Here is a 13922-nt window from a genome sequence, read left to right on the forward strand (position 1 = left end):
CAAGCATAATAAAACAAGTTTTTGGTTCTGTTTTATTAAAAGAGTATAATGGGAATGACGATTGGACATTATAATATAGGCGAACGCTATAATCCACGTGCGAGAGAAAAAAAATGGCAAGAAATTTGGGATGAAAAGAAAATTTTTCAGACTGTTCAAGAAGATGCTCGTGAAAAATATTATGTTTTAGAAATGTTTCCTTATCCGTCAGGCCGCATTCACATGGGGCATGTGCGCAATTATGCCATGGGGGATGTGGTGGCACGCTATAAAAGGGCAAAGGGTTTTAATGTGCTTCATCCTATGGGCTGGGATGCTTTTGGTATGCCGGCTGAGAATGCTGCTCTGCAAAGTAAAGTGCATCCTAAAACTTGGACCTATCAGAATATTGCTGTGATGCGCGGGCAATTAAAGCAATTAGGGCTCTCTTTAGATTGGACGCGTGAATTTGCGACTTGTGATGTGGAATATTACCATCGTCAACAAATGTTGTTCCTTGATTTCTATCAAAAGGGTTTGGTTGCGCGTAAAGTGGCTAAGGTGAATTGGGATCCTGTTGACCACACCGTTTTGGCCAATGAGCAGGTTGTTGATGGGCGGGGTTGGCGTTCTGGTGCGTTGGTGGAACAGCGTGAATTGACGCAGTGGTTTTTCAAAATTAGCGACTTTAGTGAAGAGCTCTTGGCTGGGCTTGAAGAGCTGGAGCAGTGGCCTGAAAAAGTTCGCACTATGCAAAAAAATTGGATTGGAAAATCGCAAGGTTTGCTGATTCGTTGGGCTTTAAAGGCAACAAGTGGTGTTGATGATATTTGTGAGACATTTGATGAGGTTGTTTGTTATTCAACACGTCCTGATACACTTTTTGGCGCCTCTTTTTTAGCTCTGTCTGTTGACCATCCCATTGCACAAGCTTTGGCAAAGAAAGATAAAACGTTGAGTGCTTTTATTGAAAACTGTCGGTGTGGTGGAACGACAACGGCAGCAATTGAAACAGCTGAAAAACAAGGATTTCTCACGCCCCTTTTGGCAGTTCATCCTTTTGATTCAACAGTACATATTCCTGTTTATATAGCGAATTTTGTGCTTATGGATTATGGAACAGGGGTTGTTTTTGGTTGTCCGGCTCATGATCAGAGAGATTTCGATTTTGCGCGTAAATATGATCTTCCAATAAAACCGGTGGTTTTGCCAAAAGGAGAGCAAGCAGAAGATTTTGTCATTGCTGACACACCTTATACGGGTGATGGTGTGATGATCAACTCCAGCTTTTTGAATGGTTTGACACCTCAACAAGCTTTTGAAGAAGCAGCCAAAAGGCTTGAAGAACAAATGCTCAATGGGCAACCGCAAGGGAAGAAAACGGTGCAATTTCGATTGCGTGATTGGGGGATTTCACGTCAACGTTATTGGGGGTGCCCCATTCCGATGATCCATTGTACATCTTGCGGAGTGATTCCTGTGCCGCGCACCGATTTACCAGTTGTGTTACCTGATGATGTTACGTTTGATCAACCTGGAAATCCTCTTGCACGGCATGAAACATGGCAGAATGTTACTTGTCCTTCCTGTGGTCAATCTGCCAAACGTGAAACAGATACCATGGATACATTTGTTGACTCTTCTTGGTATTATGCACGCTTTACGGCTCCTCTTGCGCAGGAACCTGTCGACAAACAAGCAATCTCTGAATGGTTGCCTGTGCAACAATATATTGGTGGAATTGAGCATGCCATTTTGCATCTTCTTTATGCACGCTTTTTTATGCGTGCTATGAAATTGATCGGTCATGTGACTGTTGATGAGCCTTTTAAGGGGCTTTTTACTCAAGGGATGGTGGTGCATGAAACCTATCGGGATGATCAAGGGTGGGTTTCTCCAGCAGAAATTTCCATTGTTGAAAAGGATGGAAAACGACAGGCTTACAAATTGACTGATCAAAGTGAAGTGATGATTGGTTCGATTGAAAAAATGTCGAAATCCAAAAAGAATGTTATTGATCCTGATGATATTATCGCATCTTATGGTGCTGATACTGTGCGTTGGTTTGTGTTGTCAGATTCTCCCCCTGATAGGGATGTCATCTGGACAGAATCTGGTGTTGAAGGAGCCCATCGCTTTGTACAGCGTGTTTGGCGTTGTGTGGCTTTGAGTGCTTCTGTTTTAAAGGATGTGGCGCCTTGTGCAGGGCATCAGGGGGCAGCTTTGGAACTTTCAAAGGTTGCACATCGCACGCTTTGCGCTGTAGAAGATGATTTGGAAAAATTTGCTTTTAATCGGGCTATTGCACGCCTTTATGAATTCTTGAATATTATGGCACCGTTGCTCAACAAGATAGCAAGTGTTGACGATGAAATGAAAGCTTCTTTACGTCAAGCCATGGATTTTTTTCTTGCCATGATTGCACCGATGATGCCCCATTTAGCAGAAGAATGTCATGCTGCTTTAGGGGGAAAAACTTTAATGTCTGCGCTTGCTTGGCCTGTTTATGATCGCGCGTTAACCGTTGCGGAATGCTATACTTTGCCAGTACAAATTAATGGTAAAAAACGCGGTGAGGTGAGCGTTGCAGCAACAGCAAATGAAACGATGATTAAAGAAGCGGTTTTGGCTTTAGATTTTGTAAAGGCACAGCTGGTGGAAAAGCCTGTGAAAAAAATCATTATTGTTCCACAAAGGATTGTGAATGTCGTTTTTTAAAAGTTTTATTCTTGTCGTTTTAGCTGGCGTATTCACACTGTTGTGTGGATGCAAAGTTGAACCGCTTTATCGTCAAGAGTTGCAGAGTGCAATGACAATGGATTCTGCTTCTTATGGGAATCCTGTTTCTGGGCAAGCTTCTTTGGGGCTTGCGCAAAAGCTTGCTTCTATTGTTGTGGAAGAGCCTTCGGATCGTTTTGGTCAATTGGTGCGCAATCATCTGCTGTTTCTTTTGTATGGAAATGGGGGTAAACCTTCTCTACCTGCTTATCGATTGGCATTGCAGATATCCGTATCTACAAGAGAATCTATGCAGATAGAGGTTGATTTCGAGAAAAAACGAAAAGGACGACCTTCTGTTGGAACTGTTATGAGCAGAGCTTCTTACACTTTGCAGGATATGAAAAACACTCTTGTTGCAAAAGGAACAGCAATGATGAATGCATCTTTTGATCGACTTCGTCAAGAATATGCAACGATGCAAGCAGAAGAAGACGCAAAAAAACGGGTTGCCGAAGAGTTGGCTGAACAGATTTTTTTGTTACTTTCAAAAGATCTTTCCAATAAAAATTATAGATATTAAGCAATATTTTGTCCTGTTTTTTTCCAGTCGTTGAGAAATATTTGCAACCCTTTATCAGTGAGAGGGTGTTTGACCAGTGCTTTTAAGATTGCTGGTGGAACTGTTGCAACGTCAGCACCACTTAGTGCCGCTTCTTTGACATGATTAACGGTGCGGATTGAAGCGGCCAAGATTTGTGTTTCAAAGTTATAGTTATCATAAATTGTGCGAATTTCATGAAGCAGTTCACTTCCATCATTTCCGCAATCATCAAGTCTACCAATAAAAGGCGAAACAAATGTTGCGCCTGCTTTGGCTGCTAATAAGGCTTGATTGGCAGAAAAGCAAAGTGTAAGATTTGTTTTTAGTCCTTCTTTTGTGAGGGCTTTACAGGCTTTTAATCCATCGAGTGTTAAAGGAAGCTTGATACAAATATTGTCGGCAATCTTTGCTAAAACAGCCGCTTCTTTCATGATGTTTTCAAATTCCGTTGCTGCAACTTCAGCAGAAACAGGTCCGCTAATGAGAGCACAAATTTCTTTTGTGACATCAAGAATATTGCGTCCTGATTTTAGGATAAGAGAGGGATTGGTGGTGACACCATCTACAAGGCTTAAATTCTGTAACTCTTGGATTTCTTCTATATTGGCGCTATCCACAAAAAACTTCATATCTAACCTCTTCTTTTTAGCTTTTATCCTATTTTTTGTTATGCGCTATTGTTGACTGCAAAAGCAAGAGAAAGAATTACTCTCTGTGTAAAGAACAAGAATGCTATGATGTTAACCATGTACCCGTTTTCGGTAAAGAAATATTACTTATTGTTTCCGTACCCATTTTATATCGTTGCTCGTAATAAGGCATAGGGCTTATTGTGTACCAACATTTTTGCGTATTGGAATCTTTGCGTAGCGGTATTTTTATACTTATGAAAATAAGCTAGCATTATCACACACTTTGTTCATTTCCTATTTGCGATTGCTCTTGATATTTGAGAGAGCATCATAAGATACCTCCTTTTTTCAGGGGGTACGTTTAACCTCATTTTTGATAGAAGCGAATGGATTTATTTTATCGTAAAACACCATTGAAGAAGATATGTAAAATTTTACACATGAAGTGTTTTTTATGGTCAATTACATTGATTTATTCTGTGTTACCCATTCTTTAATAATAGGTTTTTGTGCTGCTTGTATTGTTGCTTGATTCTCAATCAAGCTGAAAGATGTACGCACATGTTTCCAGGTTTTGGCACAAAGCTAAGGTGACTATTGTAACGGTTCCATTTGCAATATTATTCTCCCTGTAATTAAAACCATGGGATACTCTCTCATTAATAAGAATTTACAAATGTTCCTCGATGGGTTTGAAATGAGAAAAATTCATCGTATTGAGGATTTTTATTACAATAGGTAAATGATGATTATATCTTTATAAATCAGTTTGTTGAAGATAAATTGAGATAGGAGGCGGTAAAAAAAATAAACGTGTGTGTTGGGAAGAAGTTACACTATGGGATAGCTTTGTTGAAGAGCTCACTTACAATATCATGCTGAATGCTTATAGTAATGAGCTTTATTTGCACAGAAGAATGGCGCTGGTTTTTTTGCTATAGAGTTTTTTTGTTATAGACGATGAGATTGGTTTTTTTATTGGCACTTTGGTGATGAAATGAGTATTAAAAAGAATTTTTGTGAGAAAAGTGTTGTGATAGGGGGGAGAGATTGAATCCTGCAATGAATTTTATAAGAGTGTTTAAAGATAAGGTGTAGACCTGTTGGTGCTCAAGAGGTCGTAGATTGGTTTAAAAGATGCATTCAAACGTGATAGAGGAAGAGATTGTATCCGTATTGGTTCCTCTTCCTGTTGCTCACGCTTATAGTTATAAAGTTCCATCTTCTATGGAGGTGAACGTTGGTTCCTTTGTTCGGGTTCCGGTGATGGGGCGTGAGCTTTGCGGTTTTGTTGTGGATGTTGGAGAGAAGGCAGCAGATGGGCAAAGGTCTGGTTCGGTGGCGCGTGAAAAATTACGCTCTCTGCTTCATGTTTTTGATTGTCCCCCATTAAAGGCAGAAATGATCACATTTTTGCGTTTTGTTAGTCGCTATACAATGGCGCCTTTTGGTCTTGTCGCGCGATTGGTTTTATCTGTACCGGCTGCTTTAGAGCCGGAAGCGCAGATGCTGGGTTTGCGATATTGTGGTGGAAATGTAGAACGTCTCACACCAGCGCGATCACGGGTTTTGGAATTGGTGCGTAATGAGAAGATATGGACACGTTCTGGTCTTGCGCATGCGGCTGGAACTTCGGTTTCTGTTGTTGAAGGTTTAAAAGCGCTAGGGGTTTTTGAAGATATTATAGTTCCTGCTCCTGATCTTGTGGCAATGCCTGATCCTGACTTTTGTCCTCCTCAGTTGCAGGGAGCGCAAAATGAAGCAGCAACAATGTTGCGGGAAGGTGTTTTATCTTCTCAGTTTCAAGTTTTTTTGCTTGATGGTGTTACGGGATCAGGAAAGACAGAGGTTTATTTTGAAGCGGTCGCTCAAGCCTTCAAAGGGGGCAAGCAGGTTTTAATTTTATTGCCGGAAATTGCTTTAACACAGCAGTTTTTAGATCGTTTTTATGCACGCTTTGGAGCTGCGGCAGCAGAATGGCATTCTGATTTGACGCCACGTCGTAGAGAACGTGTTTGGCGGCAAGTTGCAGAAGGGCGGGTGCGTGTCGTTGCGGGGGCTCGTTCAGCGCTTTTTCTTCCCTTTCATGAGCTTGGCTTGATTGTTGTTGATGAAGAACATGATAGCGCTTATAAACAAGAAGAGCGCATTTTTTATCATGCGCGTGATATGGCTGTTGCACGGGGCTCTTTTGAGCATTTTCCTGTTATTTTATCTTCAGCCACACCGTCGATTGAAAGCCAAGCCAATGTTTTAAAAGGGCGTTATCAAAAGGTGCATTTACCTTCCCGTTTTAAAGAAGTAGCACTTCCACAGTTGCGGGTGGTTGATATGCGCCAAGGAGGGGTGCAAAAGGGGCGCTTTATTTCCTTTGCTCTTGAAAGGGCTTTAAAACAAACGCTTGATAAGGGCGAACAAGCTCTTCTTTTTCTTAATCGTCGTGGTTATGCACCTTTAACTTTATGCCGAATTTGCGGACATCGTTTTCATTGTACTGATTGTTCAAGTTGGTTGGTAGAACATCGTGCGCAAGGGCAACTGAAATGTCATCATTGTGGGTATCATCAACCACTTCCTCAAGCCTGTCCTGAATGCGGGACATTAGATCATCTCGTGGCTTGTGGACCGGGTGTGGAAAGAATTGCTGAGGAAACACAAATGCTTTTTCCTCAAGCGCGATCATTGATTCTTTCAACAGATCTCAAAGGAGGGATTGGGAAGTTGCGAAGCGAATTACAAGCCATTGCAAATGGCGATGTGGACATTATTATTGGAACACAGTTAGTTGCTAAAGGACATCATTTTCCCAAGCTCTCTTTGGTTGGCGTTATTGATGCTGATCTTGGTCTTGCCAATGGCGATTTACGCGCAAGTGAACGTACCTACCAGCTGCTTTCCCAAGTTACCGGAAGAGCAGGGCGTGTGGGATTGGAAAGCTTAGGATTGTTGCAAACTTATCAACCAGATCATCCGGTCATTAAAGCCTTACTTTCATGTCAGTCAGAAGATTTTTATACACGTGAGATTGCGGCGCGCCAGCATTATCATTTGCCTCCCTATGGGCGGCTTGCCTCTTTGATCGTTTCTGCACAACAGCGCCAAGCAGCAGAACATTATGCGCGCGCATTGCGTCAAGCAGCGCCACGGGAAAAAAATATCTCGGTTATGGGACCAGCAGAAGCGCCTTTGGCTTTGGTTCGGGGGCGTTATCGTTTTCGGCTTTTGCTGCAAGGACAGCGCTCTTTTGATATACAAGGGTTTATACGTGCAATGCTTAGCGGTACACCCAAAATGCCCAGTTCCGTTCGGGTTCAAATTGATATTGATCCGCAAAGTTTTTTCTAAAACCAGTCTCACATAAAGTGAAGGTCTCTTTAGCTTAAGGTGCTTTTAATATTATATATTTCAGAATAAGCATCCAAGTAGCAGAATATGATATGTGCATTGCATTAAGCAGCGCCACGGGAAAAAATATTTTTGTTATAAAACCAGCAGAAGCGTCTCTCTTATTCGAGGGCGCTATCATTTCGGTTTTTACTACTTTTTTGTTTTAGGGATAGTATCCTTTATTCTTTTTATAATGGTTGATTATAGGGGCTGAAGATGCCTGCAAATACACCAAAAATCGAATTCTATACGGGTTCAAATTGATATTGATCTATGCTTTTTCTAAAAACAGTGCAATATATTGCAATATAAAGTGAAGCTATGTGGCATAAAAGGTCGTGTTTTTGATATTGTTTAACCTTAAAACCTTATGAAGCAGCGTTCATAAGGTGTATTAGTGCTGTACGAGTCGTAGCTGCTTTTGTATGCTAGATTAGGGCGAAAATATTGCATATATCTATTTTATTTATCTTTGACGAGAACATAGAAGACTCATTTTGGAGCGTAAAGGTCAAAATGCGTATTCATCGTTGTTATCCTTATTTACGGCTCTAGAATTTTCAAAAGCACCCATAATTATAATTTTTGTAAATAATAACATATTGATTTATAGTGATAATATGCCGTTATTCACATTAGAGTCTCAACTATTGTAGGATTCTCTTATTTCAAATCTGTTTATATTGATCAATTAACACCATTCGTTTGCATGTTACAGACGGGGGACTGTGTCGAGTGAAACTATACAAGAACGGACTAAAATACCCAATCATCTCAAGTGTTAAGGGCTGTCGTAAAATTGGGAGATGGTAAAGTATATGATGGTGCCAGCTTGTTCTTTCATAAGTGTAAAGATGAGGCTGCTCGATGAGGTTACCATTATAGCATTCATGGGTGCTGTCGTGAAATGGAGATTATCCATTGTTTCATGCTTTTGTTACTTTCATTCTCTAATGGGGGCACATTTTTCATGTAAGCAGAATGTCCAAAACGGAATATTACAGAATATCTATTGTATTACTGTATTCATATGCTGGTTTAAGCAAATATTTCTCAGCATGCTTGAATTCATTTTACGATGTTTCTCGAGTGTAGAATGTAAAAGCTTTCATGAATGAAAAAACCGCGTTAAGGCTCCTCATCTTTTAGTATTACGAAAGCCTTTGGTACTTGAGAGCGTTTATACGAGGTGTTTTTTTCTTTAATCATTTCCTTTTTTGTTTGTGATGGAGCAAGGGAGTGATTTTGATAGAAAGATTTGAAAAGAGAGATCTTTCGATGTTTGGGGCTCATCTGGTATGAAAAATGATACATTATCCTTATAAATCAATGCATTGTATGCTTAAAGATTGTGTTTACAAAAAAATATACTTGGTGAAATTTTTTAAAAGGAGTAGGTATTTGAAGAAAAAAGATCAATTCTTTCTTATCAGTTTGCAATAATAGACTTTTTCAGTCGCATTCGCATCTCATTAAAGGTCTTGTGGTGATAAAGGGAGTGTTTTTAGAGAAAAAGTGTTTTTTATGGTGGCAAGAGCATTTGAAGAAAAATCAAAGAGAGTGAAAAAATCGCTCAGAGAATGTTAAAAAGAGGCATAAAAAAACTGTGATGCCATCCTGTATATCTAAAAAAAATTCTTTTCAAAAATATTTTGAATATTTTATTAAAATTTTTAAAAAGCAGCGATTTGTGGTGTTGCGAGTCGGCTATGTCTATGCTAGAAATCAAGTGATTTTTGTTCTAGGTTTTAAGAAGAAGATTCTTAAGATTGAGAATGTCTGTTTCATTTCATCTGATAACTATCAGAGAATCGCTCAAGGGAAAGAGGCGGTATTTCGTGTCGGATTCATTTTCTCTCATACCGCTGCCGTTGGTAGATCAACGCTATGCGCAAGCGCTTTTTGATTGCGTTCAAGAAGCCGGAAACGTTGAAAAGGTTGCAAAGGCAGTGGAAGATCTTTTACTTGTTTTGGAGCAAAATAAAGATTTAAAACGCTTTGTGCTTAGTCCATTCTTTTCAGTTAAAGAGCAAATTAAGGTGATGCAATCTGTTTGTGCAAACATCAAATTTGCTGATAAAAACGCAGGGCAGGTTATTGGTGATTTTTTACGCGTTGTTGCAATAAACCGTAGGCTTAGTGCCGTATTTGGTATTTTACACGCTTTCCAGCGTTGTGTTGCACGCGCTCGTAGGCAGATTACTGCGCAAATTGTTTCAGCGCGCCCCTTAAGTTCTCAACAAAGACAAGAGTTGTGTGAGGCTTTGGAAGGTGTCGTTGGAGGAAAAGTTTTGCTACACAGCATTGTGAATCCAACAATTCTTGGTGGATTAATCGTTCGTGTGGGGTCGTCTCAAATTGATACGTCTCTTCTCACAAAATTGTCTTCGCTTAAGCTTGCATTGAAAAAAGAGGTCAGCTGATGGATATTAGACCATCTGAAATTTCAAAAATTCTAAAAGAGCAAATCAAAAACTTTGACCAAAAGGCTGAGGTTTCAGAAATTGGTTGGGTTCTCTCTGTAGGGGATGGTATCGCTCGCGTTTATGGTTTGGATAATGTCCAAGCAGGGGAAATGGTTGCTTTTCCAAACGGTGTGCGCGGTATGGCCCTCAATTTGGAAGTTGATAATGTTGGTGTGGTCATTTTTGGCTCAGATCGCGATATTCGTGAAGGTGATTGTGTAAAGCGGTTAGGCGCTATCGTCGATGTTCCTGTGGGGCCCGCTTTGCTCGGGCGTGTGGTTGATGCGTTGGGAAACCCTATAGATGGTAAGGGTCCTATTAAAGCAACAGAGCGTCGTCGTGTCGATGTTAAGGCTCCTGGAATTATTCCGCGTCAGTCAGTGCATGAACCGATGTCGACCGGATTGAAAGCGATTGATGCACTCATCCCTATTGGACGGGGGCAGCGTGAATTGGTGATTGGTGATCGCCAAACAGGAAAAACAGCAATTTTGCTCGATACATTTTTAAACCAAAAACCTTTTCATGAAAAAGGGGCTGGACGAGAGCAAGACAAAGTTTATTGTATTTATGTGGCTATCGGTCAAAAACGTTCGACGGTGGCACAATTCGTTAAAGTTTTAGAAGAACGTGGAGCGTTGGAATATTCTATTATTGTTGCAGCGACCGCTTCTGATCCAGCACCACTGCAATTTATTGCACCTCTTGCTGGATGTGCTATGGGTGAGTATTTCCGTGATAATGGACAACATGCTTTGATCGGTTATGATGATTTGTCAAAACAAGCGGTGGCGTATCGTCAAATGTCTCTTTTATTGCGCCGCCCTCCAGGTCGTGAAGCTTATCCGGGAGACGTTTTCTATCTGCATTCGCGTCTTTTAGAGCGGGCTGCGAAGTTGAATGCGGAAAATGGATCTGGGTCGTTGACAGCTTTGCCGGTTATTGAAACGCAAGCAAATGATGTTTCTGCCTATATTCCTACAAATGTGATTTCGATTACTGATGGGCAAATTTTTCTAGAGACTAATTTATTTTATCAAGGAATTCGTCCTGCTGTAAATGTTGGTCTTTCTGTGTCGCGTGTTGGTTCTGCCGCACAAATTAAGGCAATGAAGCAAGTTGCTGGCTCAATTAAAGGTGAATTGGCGCAATATCGTGAAATGGCAGCTTTTGCGCAGTTTGGTTCTGATTTGGATGCGTCAACCCAGCGGCTGTTGAATCGGGGTGCACGCTTGACAGAGCTGTTGAAGCAGCCACAATTTTCTCCACTCAAAACAGAAGAACAAGTTGTGGTTATTTTTGCAGGTGTGAATGGCTATCTTGATGCCTTGGCGGTTTCTGATGTTGCGCGGTTTGAGCAGGGACTTTTGGTACTTTTGCGTAGTGATTATCAAGATCTCTTAAAGGCAATTGCTGAGCAAAAGCAAATAACAGACGAGCTGAAAGATAAGTTGATAACTGTTCTTAATACTTATGCGAAAAATTTCTCGTGATGAATTGATGGAATGCTTGAATGGCCTCACTAAAAGATCTTAGAGACCGTATCGCTTCGGTTAAAGCAACACAAAAGATCACCAAAGCTATGCAGATGGTTGCAGCGGCGAGGTTGCATCGTGCTCAAGAGGCAGCACAGTCTGCGCGTCCTTATGCGAAGAGGATGGCTGATATTTTGACCAGTGTTGCTGCTGATGTAGATGGTGTTGATGCGCCTGCTCTTATGCGTGGTACGGGGCGAGATGATGTGCATCTCTTGGTGGTGTGTACTGCTGAGCGTGGTTTGTGTGGTGCTTTTAATGTGCAAATCGCTCGTCGTGCACGTGAACAGATTAAGGCATTGTTGGCAGCTGGTAAAATAGTGAAAATTATTACTGTGGGCAAAAAAGGTGCGGATATTTTATCGCGTGATTACAAAGGCTTGATAATTGATCATATCGATTTGCATGCTGTAAAGCGCATTGGTTTTGCAGAGGCGGTGATGATTAGTCAACGGATTGTTGATTTATTCAATGAAGGCGCTTTCGATGTCTGTACGCTGTTTTATTCTGAATTTATTTCTGTGATTAATCAGCGTCCAACAGCTTTTGGCTTGATTCCGATGATTGCTCCAAAAGCAGCTGTTGAGGCAATAGATGTTGAGGAGCAAACCGATCATAGCAAAGGTTCACAATCAATTGTTTATGAGTATGAACCTGATGCGGCTTCTCTTTTAGAGGCGCTTGTGCCACGCAATCTTTCGGTGCAAATTTTTCGGGCTTTACTAGAAAATATTGCTGGTGAGATGGGTGCGAAGATGACAGCTATGGACAATGCATCGCGCAATGCAGGTGAAATGATTAATAAATTGACGGTAGCTTATAATCGTCAACGTCAGGCACAGATTACGACAGAATTGATCGAAATTATTGCGGGCGCTGAAGCGCTTTAAATGGAAAAGGTAAGGATTGATGGTAAAAGCAGTAACCTCAAGCAAAGGAACAGAAAAAGGTGAAAAAAAGAAACCAGCTGCTCGTTCCGGCGTCAAAAAAGCCGCTTCGAAGTCTCAAGTGGATGTAACGGCTTCAGCGGATGTAAAGGCTTCCTCTGCGTCTGCGCGTAGTGCAGCTAAAGATACACCTGTAAAAAAAGATACATCCGCAAAAAAAGAAGAGCGTGCAAAAGGCGCTGTTGGTGAGATCAAGCAGGTTATTGGTGCTGTCGTTGATGTGCAATTTGAAGGTGAATTGCCAAATATTCTTAACGCTTTGGAAACAGAGAATTTAGGCAATCGCTTGGTATTAGAAGTTGCGCAGCATTTGGGTGAAAATACCGTGCGTACGATTGCTATGGATACAACTGATGGTTTGATGCGGGGCCAAAAGGTTGTGGATACAGGCACGCAAATTAGCGTTCCTGTAGGAGAAGCAACATTGGGACGTATTATGAATGTGATTGGAGAGCCGGTGGATAATGTGGGACCAATTCCTGCAACCAAAACGCGTTCTATTCACCAAGAGGCACCTGCATATGTTGAGCAATCAACCATTTCAGAAATTCTCGTCACCGGTATTAAAGTTGTGGATTTGTTAGCTCCTTATTCTAAAGGAGGTAAAATTGGCTTGTTTGGTGGTGCTGGTGTTGGAAAAACCGTTCTTATTATGGAGCTTATAAACAATATTGCAAAGGCACATGGTGGCTATTCTGTATTTGCTGGTGTGGGAGAACGTACACGGGAAGGAAATGATCTTTATTATGAAATGATCGAAAGCCGCGTGAATGTGAATCCAAAAGAGAATAATGGTTCAACGGAAGGGTCAAAGTGTGCCCTTGTTTACGGGCAAATGAATGAACCACCAGGAGCGCGTGCGCGTGTGGCTCTCTCAGGATTGACAATTGCAGAAAGTTTCCGTGATGAAGGACAAGATGTTCTCTTCTTTGTGGATAATATTTTCCGTTTCACGCAAGCTGGTGCTGAAGTGTCAGCCCTTTTAGGGCGTATCCCTTCTGCTGTGGGGTATCAGCCGACTTTGGCAACGGATATGGGGGCTTTGCAAGAACGTATTACCAGTACAAAAACAGGCTCTATTACTTCCGTTCAGGCAATTTATGTTCCTGCTGATGATTTGACGGATCCAGCGCCGGCAACGTCTTTTGCTCATTTGGATGCAACAACTGTTCTTTCGCGCTCTATTGCGGAAAAAGGAATTTATCCGGCCGTTGATCCACTTGACTCTTTCTCGCGTATGTTGGATCCATTGATTGTAGGGGAAGAGCATTACACTGTTGCTTGTCAAGTACAAACCATTTTACAACGTTATAGAGCGCTTCAGGATATTATAGCTATTCTTGGAATGGATGAACTTTCTGAAGATGACAAATTGCTGGTAGGACGGGCGCGTAAAATTGAACGTTTCCTTTCGCAACCTTTCCATGTTGCGGAAGCCTTTACTGGCTCACCAGGGAAACTCGTTCCTTTAGAAGAGACAATCAAAGGCTTTAAAGGTCTTTGTGCTGGCGATTATGATGATTTGCCAGAAGCTGCTTTTTATATGGTTGGTTCAATTGATGAAGCACTTGAAAAAGGAAAGCGTCTCATGGCAGAGGCGTCTTAGTAAGAAGCTTCTTGTTCAAGAGAAAACTGTCATGAATATTTTTCGTTAA

At 41.3% G+C, this 13922-nt stretch carries 8 protein-coding genes; 7 read left to right on the forward strand and 1 reads right to left on the reverse strand.

The window, feature by feature from the left end:
- Positions 1 to 54 precede the first annotated feature (54 nt).
- Entirely contained in the window at positions 55 to 2697 is a 2643-nt protein-coding gene (leuS, locus tag ACFIKO_RS05825) for a leucine--tRNA ligase (RefSeq protein WP_375673516.1), read from the forward strand.
- Positions 2684 to 3280, forward strand: a complete 597-nt coding sequence (locus tag ACFIKO_RS05830) for a hypothetical protein (protein ID WP_375620025.1) — start codon at positions 2684 to 2686, stop codon at positions 3278 to 3280. The genes leuS and ACFIKO_RS05830 overlap by 14 nt, the downstream gene beginning before the upstream one ends.
- On the opposite strand, the gene fsa is transcribed toward ACFIKO_RS05830, so the two are convergent.
- Complete coding sequence (fsa, locus tag ACFIKO_RS05835) at positions 3277 to 3930, reverse strand: fructose-6-phosphate aldolase (RefSeq protein ID WP_375620026.1); 654 nt, start codon at positions 3928 to 3930, stop codon at positions 3277 to 3279. The genes ACFIKO_RS05830 and fsa overlap by 4 nt on opposite strands.
- Positions 3931 to 5070: 1140 nt before the next feature.
- On the opposite strand from fsa, the gene ACFIKO_RS05840 reads away from it, so the two are divergent.
- From ACFIKO_RS05840 to atpD, 5 genes are all read left to right on the forward strand, one after another.
- Entirely contained in the window at positions 5071 to 7278 is a 2208-nt protein-coding gene (locus tag ACFIKO_RS05840) for a primosomal protein N' (protein WP_375673505.1), read from the forward strand.
- 1880 nt (positions 7279 to 9158) lie between these two features.
- Complete coding sequence (atpH, locus tag ACFIKO_RS05845) at positions 9159 to 9743, forward strand: ATP synthase F1 subunit delta (RefSeq protein ID WP_375620028.1); 585 nt, start codon at positions 9159 to 9161, stop codon at positions 9741 to 9743.
- Positions 9743 to 11278 carry a F0F1 ATP synthase subunit alpha gene (atpA, locus tag ACFIKO_RS05850; RefSeq protein ID WP_026500438.1) on the forward strand — a complete coding sequence of 512 codons (1536 nt, stop codon included), beginning with the start codon at positions 9743 to 9745 and terminating at the stop codon, positions 11276 to 11278. The genes atpH and atpA overlap by 1 nt, the downstream gene beginning before the upstream one ends.
- A 20-nt stretch (positions 11279 to 11298) precedes the next feature.
- The gene (locus tag ACFIKO_RS05855) at positions 11299 to 12210 is read left to right on the forward strand and encodes a F0F1 ATP synthase subunit gamma (RefSeq protein WP_375620029.1); all 912 of its coding nucleotides are present in this window, start codon (positions 11299 to 11301) and stop codon (positions 12208 to 12210) included.
- 19 nt (positions 12211 to 12229) lie between these two features.
- Positions 12230 to 13873 (forward strand): F0F1 ATP synthase subunit beta, encoded by a 1644-nt coding sequence (gene atpD, locus ACFIKO_RS05860; protein ID WP_375620030.1) that lies wholly within the window; start codon positions 12230 to 12232, stop codon positions 13871 to 13873.
- Positions 13874 to 13922: the final 49 nt, after the last annotated feature.

The sequence above is a fragment of the Bartonella sp. TS82HLJMH genome (genome assembly GCF_042193495.1).
In the GTDB taxonomy this organism is placed as follows: domain Bacteria; phylum Pseudomonadota; class Alphaproteobacteria; order Rhizobiales; family Rhizobiaceae; genus Bartonella; species Bartonella grahamii.